Source organism: Dellaglioa sp. CoH-57-MRSF-18, from assembly GCF_056781995.1.
This window is the reverse complement of record NZ_JBXAXX010000005.1, coordinates 1-17,179: the sequence shown is the minus strand read 5'-3', so window position 1 is coordinate 17,179 and position 17,179 is coordinate 1. Positions and strand designations below refer to the sequence as shown.

Here is a 17,179-nt window from a genome sequence, read left to right as displayed (position 1 = left end):
TATAGATAAGATTTTGTTGAATGAAACAAGCTATGGAAACGTAAAAAAACCCATCATATAGGTTGATAACTAATATCTATACGATTAAATGGTATAATTGTAAGCGAATACAAATTAATATTTTTAATAGTAATTCGTAATCGTTGTGCTATACTTAACAACATAGACGTTATGGAAACGATATTATTTTTAAGTGTTTCGTAACATTTTAAAATTAAATCAGATTACCTAGGAACAAAAGCAAAATGCTTAAGTTGTTTTTGAAATAATTTTTGCGTGTTTTTATATTATAAATGTAAGCGTTTTTCCGGAGTTCTTACAGTAATCTGATAAAAATTTAGGAGGTTTTAAAATGGTTGGAATTGTAATTGCAAGTCACGGTAAATTTTCCGAAGGCATCATGCAATCCGGTTCAATGATTTTTGGTGAACAAGAAAATGTTCAAGCTGTAACTTTCATGCCAAACGAAGGACCAGACGATTTAAAAGCTCATCTTGAAGCAGCAATTGCTACTTTTGATGATCCTGAAGAAGTCTTATTCTTAGTTGATTTATGGGGTGGATCACCATTTAATCAAGCAAACGGTTTGCTTGACGCTCATAAAGATAAATGGGCAATTGTTACAGGTTTAAACTTACCAATGTTAATTGAAGCCTACGCAGCACGCTTGTCAATGGATTCTGCACAAGAAATTGCTGCAAGTATTCTAAGCGAAGCAAAAGGTGGCGTTAAGATTAAGCCAGAAGATTTAGCACCAAAAGAAGCAGCTGTTGTTGCAACAAACAAACCTACTGGTTCAATTCCTGAAGGAACTGTAATCGGTGATGGTAAAATTAAATACGTTTTAACACGTATTGATTCACGTTTATTGCATGGACAAGTTGCTACAGCATGGTCTAAATCAGTTAAGCCTGACCGTATTATCGTTGTTTCTGATAATGTTGCTAAGGATACACTTCGTAAAAACTTAATTGAACAAGCTTCACCACCTGGTATTATTGCACATGTTGTGCCAATTGCTAAGATGATTGAAGTTTCAAAAGACCCTCGTTTTGGTGGAATGAAAGCATTACTTCTTTTTGAAAGTCCACAAGATGTGTTAACAGCAATTGAAGGCGGAATGAAATTTGACGAAGTTAACCTTGGTTCAATGGCTCATTCAGTTGGTAAAGTAGTTGTTAACAACGTATTATCAATGGGACAAGACGATGTTGATACTTTTGAAAAACTAGAAGATAAGGGCGTTAAATTTGATGTCCGTAAAGTACCTAACGATTCAAAAGAGAATATGGCTAACATTCTCAAAAAAGCTAAAGGTGAATTAGCAAAAGCTTAAACAACACAATAAAAGAAAATTAATTTAGGAGGCTTATTATGTCAGCTATATCAATGATTTTAGTAGTAATTATTGCCTTTCTAGCTGGTATGGGTGGAATTTTAGATGAATTCCAATTCCATCAACCACTAGTGGCATGTACATTAATCGGGTTAGTAACCGGTAATTTAACCGCCGGAATTGTTTTAGGTGGTACACTTCAAATGATCGCACTTGGTTGGGCTAATGTCGGGGCAGCTATTGCACCCGATGCTGCACTTGCTTCAGTTGCATCAGCAATTATTTTAGTATTAGGTGGACAAGGGATTAAAGGTGTTGGATCAGCTATCGCTATCGCCGTTCCCCTTGCCGTTGCCGGATTATTCTTAACAATGGTTGTTCGTACACTTGCTGTTCCTATTGTTCATGCAATGGATGCAGCAGCAGAACAAGGTAATATCCGTAAGCTAGAAATATGGCATGTTCTTGCTATTGGTATGCAAGGTATCCGTATTGCTATTCCAGCCGGAGCATTGCTCTTTATTCCAGCTGAAACAGTTAAAGGTTTCCTTGAATCAATGCCCGCATGGTTAACAGATGGTATGGCTATTGGTGGTGGTATGGTTGTTGCCGTTGGTTATGCACTTGTTATTAACATGATGGCTACAAAAGAAGTATGGCCATTCTTTATTCTTGGTTTCGTAGTCGCAGCTATTACTCAATTAACATTGATCGCTATTGGTGCTATCGGTGTTGCTCTTGCTCTTATTTACTTGAACCTTTCAAAAATGGGTGGTTCATCAAATGGTGGCGGTGGCAATAATACCGGTGATCCACTTGGCGAAATTCTAAACGATTATTAAACTGGAAGAAGGAGGAATATATTATGGCAGATAAAATTGAATTAACTAAAAAAGATCGATTGGCTGTAGCATGGCGTTCAACGTTTATTCAAGGTTCATGGAACTACGAACGTATGCAAAATGGTGGTTGGACATTCTCAATGATTCCAGCAATTAAAAAATTATACAAAACTAAAGAAGAACGTACGTCAGCAATGAAACGACACATGGAATTCTTTAACACTCATCCTTATCTTGCTTCACCAATCCTTGGTGTTACATTAGCACTTGAAGAAGAACGTGCTAATGGTGCCCCTATTGATGATGTTGCAATTCAAGGTGTTAAAGTTGGTATGATGGGTCCTTTGGCTGGTGTCGGTGATCCCGTATTCTGGTTTACTGTTCGTCCAATGTTAGGTGCTTTAGGTGCTTCATTGGCTATGGGTGGTAACATTATGGGACCAATCATTTTCTTCGTAGCTTGGAATATCATCCGTATGGGATTCATGTGGTATACACAAGAATTCGGTTATAGAGCTGGTTCTAAGATTTCTGAAGATATGTCAGGTGGCTTATTACAAGATGTTACTAAAGGTGCTTCGGTACTGGGAATGTTCGTTTTAGCCGCATTAGTAGAACGTTGGGTTTCAATCAAATTTACGCCAGTTATTTCAACAGTTAAGTTGGATAAAGGTGCTTATATTGATTTTGATAAACTCCAAGGTGGAAAAGGCATGCAAACAGCTATGCAACAAGCTAGCGACGGTTTAGCTCTTTCACCAAATAAAGTAACAACATTACAAAATAACTTGGATCAATTAATTCCAGGTTTAGCAGCATTATTATTAACATTCTTCTGTATGTGGTTACTTAAGAAAAAAGTTTCACCAATTCTTATCATTCTAGGTTTATTCATAGTTGGTATCGGTGGACACGTACTTGGAATTTTATAAAATTTCAAAAAAACTCAGGAATTTTCCTGGGTTTTTTTATATGGTTCAATGCAATTAATTAAGGTATAATAAGATAACGTCAAAAAACATTGGAGTCGAAATACTATGGTCCAGTCAATTAATACAAAGGTAGACTTAACAATCGATGCAACTGCTTTCACAGGTTTAACTGATTATGGTAAAATCATGATTGGCGATAAAGGGTTTGAATTTTATAATGACCGTGATGCACGCAAGTTTATCCAAATTCCATGGGATGAAGTTGATCAAGTTATCGCGTCTGTGATGTTTAAAGGACGATGGATTCCGAGATATGCAATTAAAACGAAGAAGAATGGGACATTTACTTTTGCGTCTAAAAAACCAAAAATGGTGTTACGTGCAATGCGTAACTATGTTGATCCAGCTCATATGGTTCAATCACTTGGAATGGGCGATGTTTTAAAACGATCAGTTAAATCAATTTTTAATAAAAAAAGTAAAAATAAGTAATCAAAAAAACATTCTCATTGAGAATGTTTTTTTAGTAGATTAAAATATTTAAACGAAATTCTTCAAAACCATTATCAATTTGAAGTTCGTCGTCTTCGAACGTTAATTTCTTATAAGGACCGCCTGTCAAATAAGTGGCAATTTTATAATGTGGTAGGCCTGCCATAATATTATGGACCTGTAATGTATCCTCTTTTGGTAGGTAGCCGAGTTTTCGCATCACAGCTTGATCATCTTCAAAATAAAGTGCAATACGACTATTTTCATTGAATGATACAACATCTTCCTTTAAAGATAATTTATCAAATGACAAATCGACGGGATATTTCCAAACTTCAAGTTCTTCGTAATCAATAAGAAGGAGTAACTGAATGTTAGATTCTAAATCCTCATCGCGCCACCCTTTATTAATATTTTCATTTTTAGTTATTGTTTGTAAGACAACCTTAAAGTTTTGATTATAAAGTGATAAGTCATCAATTTCGGCATCAAGGTACCAAGGATGATTATTTTTAATTTCAAAATAGGGACTAATTGGGTATTTTTTTGAGTCAGACATTTGATTCACCTCTTTCGAACAATTGCTTTAAGTATATCCTATAATGGGTTGAAATGCAGGTCCTTTCGATTTCTAGTAGTCAGTCTTTATCTATGGTAAGATTGTGTCCCATTTAAGATAAGGCAATCATGTTCCTTAACGAAATTAATAAACCCGACTGATAATCGTTCCCAATTAGCTTATACTTAAATGATTGGAAATGGAGTGAATCATTTGATGAATAGTCGTGCATTAAAAGTAGGAATGGCTTTATCAACGAAATTAAATATTTTAAGAGCAGGGGTATTAGGTGCTAATGATGGCATCATCTCAGTTGCAGGCGTTATTCTGGGGATGGCCGGTGCTAGTCAAGGTAAGTACTATCTTGTCTTAGCTGGACTTGCTGGTATGTTTGCGGGAGCGTTCTCAATGGCTGGTGGTGAATACGTCTCAGTTTCTGCACAAAGGGATACACAAAAATCGATTATCCATTCAGCTGCAAAAAAGTTAAAAGAAAATCGTGAATTTGAAATTGAACGATTAATTAATATCTACCAAGCAAAGGGATTCTCGCGGATGGTCGCAACGGATGTGGTCAATGAACTAATGTCTCAAAATGAACTAGAAAATTACTGTAAAGAAGTTAACAATATTGATGTCGGTGAGTACTTAAATCCGTGGCACGCAGCGATGTCCTCAATGACATCCTTTGTAGTTGGCTCGCTAGTTCCATTATTATTAATAGCGATACTCCCAACTGAGTTTATGATTCCACTGACGGTTATTGGCGTTGCTTTAGCTTTACTTTTAACAGGGGCAGTAAGCGGGATATTAGGGCGTAATAATATTAGACATGCCATGGTAAGAAATGTTTTTGTTGGATTAGTAACAATGGCTGTAACTTATTATATTGGCGGTTTATTTGGTTAAAAACCTACCCTTTTTTTAAAAAAGAGGTATGCTTATCTAAAGGAGGTGTTGTTGATGTTTCCGGAAAGATTAAAAGCATTGCGCAGAGGTAGTGGATTAACGCTAACTCAATTAGCTGTTGGATTAAATCAGTCTCAAAAATCGAATCATAACTTGAATTCTGGCCCGCAGATTGGTAGTTGGGAGCGTGGTATTAATACACCCTCATATCTTGAAGTCAGAAAGTTGGCCGAATTCTTTCATGTTTCAATTGATTTTTTAGTTGGTCAAACTAACGATGAATTGATTGATCTTGAAGATTTATTCGCACGGACGGCAACACTTTTATACCGCGATAAAATTTTATCAGGTAGTGATCGTTATGAAGTTATTCAAATGATTCAAGGATATTTAATGGGTAAATACCAGCCATATAATCTGGAAGAAAATGATGATTTAGCGTTACCACTTGAAGATGAAAACAACTAAATAAAAGCGCTATTTTAGAATTTGTTTTTACAATTAGACGTGATATAATTTAGGTGGCTTTTCAAATCAAATGAAGTTGATGAGTGTCTTCGGAAACGATATCAACTGGGACGATTTGAGAGTCATAAATAAAACGTGTCACATAGACACAAGGAGGATTTTATTCATGGAACAAGGTACAGTAAAATGGTTTAACGCAGATAAAGGTTTTGGTTTCATTACTCGCGAAGATGGTAGTGATGTATTCGTACATTTCTCAGCTATTCAAGGTGACGGTTTTAAAACATTAGACGAAGGTCAAAAAGTAACTTTTGACGTTGAAGATAGTGACCGTGGACCACAAGCAGTAAACGTAAACAAAGACTAATTTAAAATCTAAACAACTTGCCATTTAGGTGAGTTGTTTTTTTATGCAAAAAAGTAGGCCGTCAATCCCCGATTGACGGCCTACTTTTAACTATTCACGAGTTGTATTAATTTTTGTATCGGCTGTTAAAGTATTTCCAGTTTTAGCTGGAACCAAGCCAAGTGTGGAACGTAATTTATCAGTGATACGTTGTTTTTCAGTTTCGCTGGCAATTTCAAAAGCTTCTCCATTGACCATTGTTCCTGTACCTTGTAGATAATCTGAATGTGAATGATGTGTTGCCTTACGATAATTGGTACCTAAGACGGTAAGATCATTGAATGTTAAATCAGTTTTCATTTGAGATGACATTGTATTTAAAAATTTATCGTCTAATAAATTTTGAAGTTGTGTACTTTTTAAAGCCACTGCCATAATAATCTGACGTTGGCGTTTTTGTCGACCGTAATCGCCAAGAGGATCATCATATCTCATGCGGGCATACGAAAGGGCTTGTTTACCGTTGACATGAGTTTTAACGCCTTTTTTGAAGCTGGCACCATTATAAGAAAAAGATAGTGGTGGATTAACGTCAACACCGTCAACAGCATCAACTAGTGATTCTAAACCGCCCATGTTGATTGTTGCGTAGAAATCAATGGGTACATTGAAATATTTTTCAACAGTTTTAACGGCAGTTGCAGCACCACCATAAGCATAGGCAGCGTTTATCTTACTTGGAAAATCTGATTCATGGTCTGAAACCGCAACTTCAGTATCACGCGGTAAACTGATTAAGGTCATTGATTCTGTTTTAGGGTTAAGTGTGGCAACGATTAAAGTATCCGTTCGGCCACCAGTTTTAGCACGACCCAAGGCACCATCATCAGAACCTAAAAGTAAAATCGAAATAGGATGGTCCTTTTCCAAAACCGCTGCGACATTTCTAGTTTTAGCAATTTTAGTAGAAGTATAGATTTTATCAGCTGCATTTTTAGCGTTTGAGTATTTATGGTAGGCATAAACGCCACCGCAGATAGCAGCGATTATTATAATGATTAACCAAATTAAGCGACGACGTTTCTTGTTTTGCTTTTTATTTTTTCTTTCGCGTTTTGGTAAAGGCAGGTGATTAGTTGTTTCTTGGTGTAGTAGTTGTTCTTTATGATAGTTTTCTCGACGACTTGACATTGAAATGTTCCCCTTTATTAATTAATGTTCGCCAATAAAAAAGCCAGCAATTAAAATGACTAAAACGATGACGGTAATTTTAACGTACAGATAATCTTTTTCTTTGTAGAAAGCATAAATTGAAATAACGACACGAAGAATTGGTGTTAGTATTAAGCAAAATAGCCCAAGCATCATAATTGCGTAAGGTTTAAGTGCGACAATTCCAGAAATGATAGCAGAAAATGAAGTTGGAAATGTATTACCTTGATAGCCTGTTGAACCTGTAACTAAGGATAGGATAAGACCAATAATCATAATTATCGCAGAAATGAAAACGCCAATTCTTAGTATTTGACCAATCATTAATTCAATTTTTGCCATTTCGGCTGATGTGTTATTTTTTTCATTCATCATTAGATAGATACCCCGAATCCTTTTAGAATCATCTGAATGCTGACATACAATAGTACAGGTACAAAAATGAGGCGAATTATTTTTGCGGGTAGGTATTGCATTGCACGCGAACCAATTGATGAACCAACTAAAATTCCTAGCGCTAATGGAACCGCAATATCAGGTCTAATTGAACCATTGAAAAAGTAGACGGTCGCACTTGCGGCAGCGGTGACACCCATCATTAAGTTACTTGTTGAACTTGATGGTTTCAACGGCATTTTCATTGCAGTATCCATTGCCATAACTTTGAAAATACCAGATCCGATTCCTAGTAGTCCACTAGCAACTCCAGCACCAAGCATAATCGCCATCCCACCTGGAACATTTTCGACTTGATAATCAACTTGTTTTTTTAGTTGTTTATCATAGTACGAACTATTCAGTTTAAATTTGGTAGATAAATAATCAGGTTCAGCTGATTTTAAAACTTCTTCACCTACAAAAATTTTTTTAAGCATGTTGTAGACAGAAAGTAGCAAAAAAGCACCGAATAAAATGAAGAGAAAGGATGTATTAAAGACTCCTGTTAAGAGTGCTCCACAAATCGCACCAATTGTCGTTGCGATTTCTAAAAACATGGCGACCCTCAAATTTAAAACGTCATCTTTTAGAAATGCAATTGTAGCACCAGAACTCGTTGCGATAACGGCAATGATACTAGCACCAATAGCGTATTTAATATCTAATCCCATCATTAAAGTTAAGACCGGGGTGACAATGATGCCGCCACCTAATCCTAAGATAGATCCTAGAGCACCTGCCACAAGACCAGCGGCAAGCATAAGTAGTAGCGTATTCATTATTTATTTTCAACTCTTTTCTAAATTTATAAAGATATCCTATTTTACCATAAACTTACATAAAATTGAGCATTTGCTTGATTTCTGTATGAATTCTTAAAGATTTTGGTAACTAACTTTAAACAAATTAAAAAATATGATAAATTATGTGGATAAAATAGACTGTAATTAAGAGGTTAGAGTAATGATTAATAAGAATAAACTTTATGGAGTAGTCATAATAGGCAGTGGACTATTCGCAATATTGACGTTATTAATAGTAACAAAAAATAATTTTATTCATGGTATAGATAATAATATCATTGCAGTTGTTAGGTTTCATCCTACAGCGCAACTAGACCAAGTGATGCAGATAATCAGTTGGCTAAGTAGTCCGATGATGATAGGGTTGTATTCAGTCATTTTGATGATTATTTTATATAAATTACGACGAGGTGTACTCGCTATTTGGACAGGGATGACCATAATGACTGGAGCACTGTTAATTAAGCTCATTAAAAGTAGCGTCCAGAGACCTCGACCAGTGGGGCATGGATCAATTACTGGATTCAGTTTCCCCAGTGGACATACGTTCGGGGTGGCATTATTTTGTCTAACGATAATGAGTATTATGCTGGTAGAATTTAAGTATAGTAAACAATTTTTGATTAACTGCTTATTAGCGATATGGATCATGATGATTATGATTTCAAGAGTATATCTACAAGCTCACTTTCCGACGGATACGGTAGGCGCTGTTCTTTTAACAGTCACTTGGATAGCCATTGCACGCGTTATATATCTAAAAATTCTGAATAAATTTAAAATTGAGGGCTAAAAAATGAATCAATATGAAACGAAACGGCTTGTGGTACGTCCGTTATGCTCATCAGACATAAATGACATATATGAATATGCTTGTGATGAAACGGTTGGTCAAATGGCTGGCTTTTTACCCGTGAATTCATTGGCTGAAGCTAGTTTGTTCGTTGCGACGCTACAAAAACAAAGTATATTTGCGATTGAGTGTAAAGGAAATCAAAAAGTAGTCGGTAATATCGGTTTATATGAAGTAGTTGATGAGAATCAAGAACCTAGTTTGGTAGTTAAAGAGGTTGGCTATGCACTAAATCCTATTTTTAAGAATCAAGGGATAATGACTGAAGCAGTTCAAGGACTTTTAACAATGGCTCAGGCGTTAGATTTAGAACGTGTAATTGGCGTGACAACTATTGAAAATAAAGCATCTATCAAAGTGTTAAAAAAATCCAATTTTAAATTTGTTGAAAAAAGAGCGGTTTCATCCCTTTTTCAACCTGCTGCTCTAATTAATGAAATTGTTTATGCGGTTGATTTAAAATAATCAATACCAATTGTCAACGACATATGTTATCCTTTATTCGTATATATAGAACTATTTGAAAATTAATCAACCGGGGGTAGCTGACTATGCAATTAACAAAAGGATTTGAACAAGCAGCGTGTATTATTTCTTTATTGGCAACGCAGGATAAGGGTGTGCCAATTTCATCGCAAGTAATCAACGCTCGTCTTGGTGGTTCACAAACTTATCTTCGTAAAATTATGCGTAAGTTAGTCGTTGCGGGACTTGTGAAATCTGTTTCAGGTAATAATGGCGGTTTTACGTTAGCAAGGGATGCTAAGGATATCAATTTATTAGAAATTGTGGAGGCTTCGGAAGGAAAGATTGAAACCTATCCAAACTTCGGTTTCTTTGATCGTGTATTTCGTGAATTTAAACAAGATACAGAAAAAGCAACCGTCGTCGTTAATAGTGTTTTTGCTGAAGCGGATAAACGTTGGGCTAATTATTTAGAGTCACAAACGGTTTATCAACTAATTGCAGCAACGTTTGACGAAACTGAAATTCCTTTAATTAATTGGAATGAAGAAGATATCAGTGGTCAACGTAAATTAATCATTCAAAAAATTGTCGAAAATGTAACCGGAAATCATAAATAACGAAACCATTATTAACCATAACTGGGTTAATAATGGTTTTTTATTTAGGCTTACATTTGGTAAGTTTAAACCATAGTCATTTATTTGTGAAAATGCTATCATGGATACTACTAAAACAAATTCGGAGGAAATCTAATGACAGATAATAAATATTACGGCGCAGATGCCATTGTTGATAGTTTAATAAATCATGATGTGAAATATGTATTTGGTATTCCTGGTGCAAAAATTGATCGTGTTTTTGAAAAATTGGAACATCCGACGAATTCTAAATCGCCAGAATTAATTATTACGCGCCATGAACAAAATGCAGCATTTATGGCTGCTGGGATTGGTCGTATTACAGGTAAACCGGGGGTTGTTTTAACGACTTCCGGACCTGGTGCAAGTAATTTGGCAACAGGCGTTGTGACGGCTACGGCAGAAGGTGATCCTGTTCTTGCTATTTCTGGTCAAGTGAAACGTTCAGATTTAACGAGACTAACGCATCAAAGTATGAATAACACGGCATTATTTGAACCAATCACTAAATATAGTGCAGAGGTTCAAGAACCTGAGAATATTTCAGAAGTGATTGCTAATGCTTACCAAGAAGCTGAGGCTGCAAAGCAAGGGGCAAGTTTCGTTAGTATTCCCCAAGATGTAACAGATTCAGAAGTGAAAACAAAAGTTATCCAGCCTTTAATGGCACCTAAATTAGGTCCCGCTAGCCCGGTAGAAAGTACACTTTTAGCACAAGAAATTAAAGCAGCAAAATTACCTGTTTTACTTGTGGGAATGCGGGCATCTTCACCAGAAGTAACAAAAGCTATTCGTAATTTAGTTGAAGCAACGAATCTACCTGTTGTGGAAACATTTCAAGCCGCTGGTGTGATATCGCGTGAATTAGTCGGTGATTTCTTTGGTCGTGTGGGCTTATTCAGAAATCAACCAGGGGATCAATTACTTAAAAAGAGCGATTTAGTTATTACAATTGGCTATGATCCTATTGAATATGAACCACGTAACTGGAATGCAGAAGGAACAGCTAATATTGTTGTTGTTGACGATATGCGTTCAGAGATTGATCATAATTTCCAACCAAAGAAAGAGTTAGTGGGCGACATCGCGCAAACACTTGAATTTTTATTACCCTATATGAAAGGCTATCAAATGGCATCTGAATCTCGTGAGTATTTAGATGGCTTACAAGAAAAATTACAGGCTAGGGATGAAGCGCCAGTTGTGACAAGTGACACATTAACCAGTCATCCATTAAGCATTATCCAAGAATTACAAAAACGTGTTTCAGATGAAATGACGGTAGCAGTTGATGTCGGTAGTTTCTACATTTGGATCGCGCGACATTTTAGAAGTTATGAACCACGTCATTTATTATTTAGTAATGGGATGCAAACATTAGGAGTTGCGTTACCTTGGGCAATTTCAGCGGCCTTAGTTCGACCTAATACACAAATCGTCTCAATTTCTGGAGATGGTGGATTCTTGTTTTCAGCCCAAGATTTGGAAACAGCGGTTCGTTTGAATCTGAATATTGTTCATATTATTTGGAATGATGGACACTACGATATGGTTAAATTCCAAGAAGAAATGAAATATGGTCAATCTGCCGGTGTGAATTTTGGCGCAGTGGATTTTGTGAAATATGCGGAAAGTTTTGGTGCAAAAGGCTTACGCGTTGAAAAAGCACAAGATTTAGCTAAAACATTAGATGAAGCATTTGCAACTAATGGTCCTGTTATTGTTGATATACCAGTTGATTATAAAGATAATCAAGAATTAGGACAATCAATTTTAATGGATCAATTATATTAAAATAATTTTCAAGAGAGGTCAACGACATGCAAGATATAAAAAAGGTTTATCAACATGGTACCTTAGCAACATTAATTGAAGGCTTGTACGAAGGCACATTGAGTGTTGGAGAATTATTGAAACATGGTGATTACGGAATTGGAACTGTTGGTGATTTAGATGGCGAAATGATTGTGATTGACGGAAAGGCTTTCCAGATTACTGCAAAAGGTCAAATTAATCAAGTTAGCGATGACGTTCTTGTTCCATTTGCGACAGTCCATTTTAATCAAGCAGACGCATCTATTCAATTTGAAAATGTGGCAGGAAATGTTTTAGAAGAGCAATTACTTGAATTATATCCTTACCAAAATTTATTTTTTAGTGTTCTTATTAAAGGAACATTTAGTAAAATGAGTACACGATCTGTTGCTAAACAAAGTAAACCGTATCCAGAATTAACTGCGGTAACTGCCAAACAATCGGAATTTGAAGAAGAAGATATTGATGGAACAGCTATTGGCTATTTCACACCTGAGTTATTTCAAGGAATTGGTGCAGCGGGATTCCATATTCATTTTTTATCTGATGAAAATAAAATGGGTGGACATATTTTAGATTATCATTTAAAAAATGGGGTTGTGAGTTTACAGCCATTTAGTTCGATTGAACAACACTTTCCAATCGAAAATGAAGCTTTTTTAAAAAATGAAACAGATATTGAAAAGTTGCATGATGAAATTAATATAGCTGAAAATTAGGATACAGCTTGCAAAATATCAGTGAATTGATTATAGTAAGAATTATCGAAAGAAGAGGATGCAGTTTTCATAAGTATGTTTAATGAAGCAATTAAGTGCTGAAGAAGTTAAACTGAAAGGGTGAACTGCCGAAGTGGATGCTAACTTAGATTTAGTGACTGCTGGGGTCTGATTTAATAAGTCAGAAACTGTCGTGATTATATAGTAATCACGGGGCGCTTATAACGATTTGACTGAGTCTATTAATCTGAGTCTTTTTGTATAACGCGTAATAGTGTTGTACAAAAGGTCTCTTTTTCTTTTCTCAATTTTAAAAATCACGAGTGCTCCTCTATATATAGGGGGGATTTCATATGGCAGAACAAGAAGGTATGCACCGAGAGTTAAAAACAAGACACTTATCAATGATTGCCTTGGGTGGAAGTATTGGAACAGGCTTATTCGTTGCGAGTGGGTCAGCAATTTCGAAGGCAGGGCCAGGTGGTGCGTTACTAGCTTACATTGGCATTGGAATTATGGTTTACTTTTTAATGACTAGTTTAGGTGAAATGGCAACGTATTTACCAGTTTCAGGGTCGTTTGCGGTTTATTCAACGCGATTTGTTGATCCTGCGATGGGTTTTGCAATGGGTTGGAATTACTGGTTTAACTGGGCAATTACATTGGCTGTTGATATTAGTACAGCTGCCTTGGTTATGCAATTTTGGTTGCCAGATGTACCAGGATGGATTTTTAGTACAATCTCGTTAGTTATTATTTTTTCAATTAATGCGTTGTCAGTTAAATCATTTGGTGAAACAGAATATTGGTTATCAATTATTAAAGTGGTGACTGTCATTGTCTTCTTAATCGTTGGTGTATTGACTATATTTGGTATTCTAGGTGGCCATGCAACGGGACTTGAAAACTTTACAATGAAGAAAGCTCCATTTGTTGGTGGTGTTCCAATGATTCTAAGTGTATTCGTCGTCGCTGGTTTCTCTTTCCAAGGAACTGAATTAATCGGTATTACGGCGGGAGAATCAGAAACGCCTGAAAAGAGTATTCCAAAAGCAATTAAACAAGTGTTTTGGCGGATTCTACTATTCTATATTTTCGCTATTTTTATCATTGCAGCAATTATTCCGTATACAAGTCCAGATTTACTCGGCTCAAGCGCATCAGATATTTCAATTAGTCCATTTACATTGGTCTTTCAAAGAGCTGGGTTAGCCTCTGCAGCAAGTGTTATGAATGCAGTTATCTTAACATCTGTACTTTCAGCTGCAAATTCAGGAATGTATGCATCAACTCGAATGCTTCATTCACTTGCGGAACAGGGTTACGCTCCTAAAAAGTTTAAACAAACGAATAGTCGTGGTATTCCAATGGCAGCACTAGTGGGAACAACATTTATCGGATTACTCACATTTTTAGCAAGTGTTTTTGGAGCAAAAGTGTATGTCTTTTTACTGAGTGCTAGTGGGTTAACTGGATTCATCGCTTGGCTAGGAATTGCAATCTCACATTACAGATTTAGAAAAGCGTTCAAAGCGCAAGGACATGAAGTGTCAGAATTAAAGTACTCTGCAAAATGGTTCCCAGTGGGCCCTATTTTAGCGCTTGTTCTTTGTATTTTAGTTATTCTTGGACAAGATATTCAATCATTTAAAAATTTTGATTGGGAAGCAATCTCGGTTAGTTATATGAGCATTCCGTTATTTGTTATCTTGTACACATATTATAAAATACGCTATAAAACAAAATTAATTCCATTAAAAGATGTAGATTTATCAAAGAAATGAGGCACATTTTGACTAGAAGAAAATGGATGATGATGGTAGTAATGATGTGTGCACTATTAATAGGTGCATGCGGTAAGAAAGCGAATACGACACCTAGCCATAAAACGGTAAAAGTCACACAAAAAAGTGAGCTACCTAAAGGTGTAAAGGCAAATGATTGGAATTTAATATTAGTTAATTCAGAGCATAAACTCAAGCAAGAACTGGATTTTAAACAGAAAATAGATGGAAATGTTATTGTAAATTCAAAAATTGAGAGTGCTTTGAATGATTTTGTATCAGCAGCAAATAAGGCCGGGTATAAGGCGTCACTGGTATCTGGTTATCGATCAATTAGCTACCAAAAAGAGGTCTATGCAGACTCAATTAAAAGCTATGAAAATTCGGGAAAGTCAGTTGCTCAGGCTAAACAATTAACAAAAGAGTATGTGGCAGAACCAGGATCAAGCGAACATCACACCGGACTAGCAGTCGATATGATGTCATCAAATTGGTATGCCAAACATAATGATTTAGATAATAGTAGTGAAACAGATAAGGGTCAAAAATGGTTAATCAACCATGCGGTAAATTATGGATTTATATTGAGATTCCCGAAAGATAAAGAAAAATCGACTAAAATTGATTATGAAACATGGCATTTCCGCTATGTTGGTAAAAGTAACGCGAAATATATAGTTAAGCATCATCTTTCGTTAGAAGAGTATATCGATTTGCTTAATAAAGCGGGTAAGAATTAAACTTGCAATTTAATAAAACAACGCTTATTATTAAAGTAATAAATAAACACGGAAAACGTTATAAGTAGGCATTTAAGAGACGTAATGGTGGTGGAAATTACGAAGCTGAAAATCCGGCGTGAATAAGTGGGTGGGTAATGCCACACGGGAGACCGTTATCTATTTGAGTGTGACAAATGATTATTTGTCGAACTTGGGTGGTACCGCGAAAATGAGCCTTTCGTCCCAATTAGTGGATGAGTGGGCTTTTTTTATACAAAAAAAGGAGGAACAGAATATGTTAGATATTAAAATGATTCGTCAAAATGTCGATGAAGTTAAGGAACAATTGGGTAATCGTGGGGTAAAACCAGAGATTATTGATGAAATGGTTGAAAAGGATCGTAAACGTAGGGATATTATTGTTCAAACCGAAACTTTAAAAAAGAAAAGAAACGATGTATCGCAAGCTATTGCACAATTAAAACGAAATAAAGAAAATGCAGATGCTCAAATCGAAGAAATGAAAAAAGTCGGAGATGAAATTAAAGCATTTGATGAAGAATTAAAGGTTTTAGATGCAGACGTAACAGATATGGCATCGCGACTACCAAATATGCCAAATAAAACGATTCCAGTAGGTCCTGATGAAGATTCAAACATTGAATTAAGAAAAGTAGGTACACCAAGAACTTTTGATTTTGAGCCGAAAGCACATTGGGAAATCGGTGAAAATTTAGATATTTTAGATTTTGAACGTGGCGCTAAAGTGTCGGGCAGTCGATTCCTATACTATAAAGGATGGGGAGCTCGTTTAGAACGTGCTTTATACAATTTTATGCTTGATCAACATGCAATTGATGGTTATACAGAGATTATTCCTCCATATATTGTTAATGATGAGTCAATGTACGGAACTGGTCAATTTCCGAAGTTTAAGGAAGACGTTTTTCAAATCGCAAATGAAAATTTAACGTTAATTCCAACAGCAGAAGTACCATTAACTAATTACTACAGGGATGAAGTTATTCCGGAAGAAAAATTACCAGTATATTTCACAGCTCTCTCACCCTCATTCAGATCTGAAGCAGGAAGCGCTGGAAGAGATACACGTGGATTGATTAGATTGCATCAATTTAATAAAGTTGAAATGGTGAAATATACTAAACCAGAAGATTCATATGCAGAACTAGAAAAAATGACAAGTGATGCAGGCAGAATTATGGAAAAACTTGGGTTACCATATCATGTGATAACATTGTCAACGGGAGATATGGGATTCTCAGCAGCAATGACACATGATTTAGAGGTTTGGTTACCTGCACAAAATATGTATCGTGAAATTTCAAGTTGTTCTAATACTGAAGCATTTCAGGCTCGTAGGGCTCATATCCAATATAGGGATGATGATGGAAAATTACAGTTTGTACACACGTTGAATGGTTCAGGATTGGCAGTTGGTCGTACGCTAGCAGCAGTTCTTGAAAATTATCAGAATGAAGACGGGTCGGTAACTATTCCGGAAGTTCTTCAACCATACATGGGTGGATTAGACATTATTAAATAGCTTTTATCAAAAAAGCGACTTAAACTTATCAATTCGATGAGGTTAAGTCGCTTTTTTGATAAAGTAATAATTAATAAATCAAATTTATCTGTAATGAAGTATTGACAGGGTGTATACCAGATGGTATATTAATAAAGCTGATTGATACGGCAAGAAGAAATGAATATTTATTCAAAAAAATTCTTGACAAATCATGACGTGGTTGATATGATATAAAAGTTGTCAAAAGCAACCAAGTAGATCTTTGAAAACTGAACAAATTTTCGACAAATCAAATGT

Annotated in this window: 19 protein-coding genes and 1 riboswitch; of the genes, 15 read left to right on the top strand and 4 right to left on the bottom strand. The window is 35.8% G+C overall.

What is annotated here, in order from left to right; all coding sequences use genetic code 11:
- Positions 1-352 precede the first annotated feature (352 nt).
- From AC1RPG_RS06140 to AC1RPG_RS06125, 4 genes are all read left to right on the top strand, one after another.
- Positions 353-1,336, top strand: coding sequence for a mannose/fructose/sorbose PTS transporter subunit IIA (locus AC1RPG_RS06140; protein ID WP_481761740.1), 984 nt, complete (start codon positions 353-355; stop codon positions 1,334-1,336).
- A 38-nt stretch (positions 1,337-1,374) separates the two neighbouring features.
- Positions 1,375-2,178 (top strand): PTS mannose/fructose/sorbose transporter subunit IIC, encoded by an 804-nt coding sequence (locus tag AC1RPG_RS06135; RefSeq protein WP_481761739.1) that lies wholly within the window; start codon positions 1,375-1,377, stop codon positions 2,176-2,178.
- Between the two features lie 23 nt (positions 2,179-2,201).
- Positions 2,202-3,110, top strand: a complete 909-nt coding sequence (locus AC1RPG_RS06130; protein WP_481761738.1) for a PTS system mannose/fructose/sorbose family transporter subunit IID — start codon at positions 2,202-2,204, stop codon at positions 3,108-3,110.
- Between the two features lie 105 nt (positions 3,111-3,215).
- Entirely contained in the window at positions 3,216-3,602 is a 387-nt protein-coding gene (locus tag AC1RPG_RS06125) for a DUF956 family protein (protein ID WP_409021995.1), read from the top strand.
- Positions 3,603-3,633: 31 nt separating this feature from the next.
- Here the strand turns inward: AC1RPG_RS06125 and AC1RPG_RS06120 are convergent, their stop codons facing one another.
- Positions 3,634-4,161, bottom strand: a complete 528-nt coding sequence (locus AC1RPG_RS06120; protein WP_481761737.1) for a hypothetical protein — start codon at positions 4,159-4,161, stop codon at positions 3,634-3,636.
- A 216-nt stretch (positions 4,162-4,377) separates the two neighbouring features.
- Between AC1RPG_RS06120 and AC1RPG_RS06115 the strand changes: the two genes are divergently transcribed.
- The 3 genes from AC1RPG_RS06115 (at position 4,378) to AC1RPG_RS06105 (ending at position 5,905) form a co-directional block, all read left to right on the top strand.
- The gene (locus tag AC1RPG_RS06115; protein WP_481761736.1) at positions 4,378-5,070 is read left to right on the top strand and encodes a VIT1/CCC1 transporter family protein; all 693 of its coding nucleotides are present in this window, start codon (positions 4,378-4,380) and stop codon (positions 5,068-5,070) included.
- Positions 5,071-5,124: 54 nt separating this feature from the next.
- Positions 5,125-5,538 (top strand): helix-turn-helix domain-containing protein, encoded by a 414-nt coding sequence (locus tag AC1RPG_RS06110; RefSeq protein ID WP_481761735.1) that lies wholly within the window; start codon positions 5,125-5,127, stop codon positions 5,536-5,538.
- A gap of 166 nt (positions 5,539-5,704) precedes the next feature.
- Positions 5,705-5,905 carry a cold-shock protein gene (locus AC1RPG_RS06105; RefSeq protein ID WP_112251328.1) on the top strand — a complete coding sequence of 67 codons (201 nt, stop codon included), beginning with the start codon at positions 5,705-5,707 and terminating at the stop codon, positions 5,903-5,905.
- Between the two features lie 90 nt (positions 5,906-5,995).
- On the opposite strand, the gene AC1RPG_RS06100 is transcribed toward AC1RPG_RS06105, so the two are convergent.
- Genes AC1RPG_RS06100 through AC1RPG_RS06090 form a run of 3 tightly spaced genes read right to left on the bottom strand, consistent with a single transcriptional unit; the run spans position 5,996 to position 8,313 of the window.
- Positions 5,996-7,075: an LCP family glycopolymer transferase gene (locus AC1RPG_RS06100; protein WP_481761734.1), complete on the bottom strand. Its 1,080-nt coding sequence runs from the start codon at positions 7,073-7,075 to the stop codon at positions 5,996-5,998.
- Between the two features lie 21 nt (positions 7,076-7,096).
- Positions 7,097-7,471, bottom strand: a complete 375-nt coding sequence (locus AC1RPG_RS06095; protein ID WP_481761733.1) for a DUF1634 domain-containing protein — start codon at positions 7,469-7,471, stop codon at positions 7,097-7,099.
- Complete coding sequence (locus tag AC1RPG_RS06090; protein ID WP_481761732.1) at positions 7,471-8,313, bottom strand: sulfite exporter TauE/SafE family protein; 843 nt, start codon at positions 8,311-8,313, stop codon at positions 7,471-7,473. The genes AC1RPG_RS06095 and AC1RPG_RS06090 overlap by 1 nt, the downstream gene beginning before the upstream one ends.
- A gap of 184 nt (positions 8,314-8,497) precedes the next feature.
- On the opposite strand from AC1RPG_RS06090, the gene AC1RPG_RS06085 reads away from it, so the two are divergent.
- From AC1RPG_RS06085 to serS, 8 genes are all read left to right on the top strand, one after another.
- Positions 8,498-9,130, top strand: a complete 633-nt coding sequence (locus AC1RPG_RS06085; protein ID WP_481761731.1) for a phosphatase PAP2 family protein — start codon at positions 8,498-8,500, stop codon at positions 9,128-9,130.
- Between the two features lie 3 nt (positions 9,131-9,133).
- Positions 9,134-9,655, top strand: a complete 522-nt coding sequence (locus tag AC1RPG_RS06080) for a GNAT family N-acetyltransferase (RefSeq protein WP_481761730.1) — start codon at positions 9,134-9,136, stop codon at positions 9,653-9,655.
- 86 nt (positions 9,656-9,741) lie between these two features.
- Positions 9,742-10,275, top strand: coding sequence for an Rrf2 family transcriptional regulator (locus tag AC1RPG_RS06075; protein ID WP_481761729.1), 534 nt, complete (start codon positions 9,742-9,744; stop codon positions 10,273-10,275).
- 135 nt (positions 10,276-10,410) lie between these two features.
- Positions 10,411-12,090, top strand: a complete 1,680-nt coding sequence (gene alsS, locus AC1RPG_RS06070; protein ID WP_481761728.1) for an acetolactate synthase AlsS — start codon at positions 10,411-10,413, stop codon at positions 12,088-12,090.
- Positions 12,091-12,116: 26 nt separating this feature from the next.
- Complete coding sequence (gene budA / locus AC1RPG_RS06065; protein WP_481761727.1) at positions 12,117-12,830, top strand: acetolactate decarboxylase; 714 nt, start codon at positions 12,117-12,119, stop codon at positions 12,828-12,830.
- A 44-nt stretch (positions 12,831-12,874) separates the two neighbouring features.
- A riboswitch (Lysine riboswitch) is annotated at positions 12,875-13,059 on the top strand.
- 124 nt (positions 13,060-13,183) lie between these two features.
- A complete protein-coding gene (locus tag AC1RPG_RS06060; RefSeq protein WP_481761726.1) occupies positions 13,184-14,614 on the top strand; it encodes an amino acid permease in 1,431 nt (476 codons plus the stop codon).
- Positions 14,615-14,622: 8 nt separating this feature from the next.
- Positions 14,623-15,354 carry a M15 family metallopeptidase gene (locus AC1RPG_RS06055; RefSeq protein ID WP_481761725.1) on the top strand — a complete coding sequence of 244 codons (732 nt, stop codon included), beginning with the start codon at positions 14,623-14,625 and terminating at the stop codon, positions 15,352-15,354.
- A gap of 277 nt (positions 15,355-15,631) precedes the next feature.
- Positions 15,632-16,900, top strand: coding sequence for a serine--tRNA ligase (gene serS / locus AC1RPG_RS06050; RefSeq protein WP_481761724.1), 1,269 nt, complete (start codon positions 15,632-15,634; stop codon positions 16,898-16,900).
- The last annotated feature ends 279 nt before the right edge of the window (positions 16,901-17,179 follow it).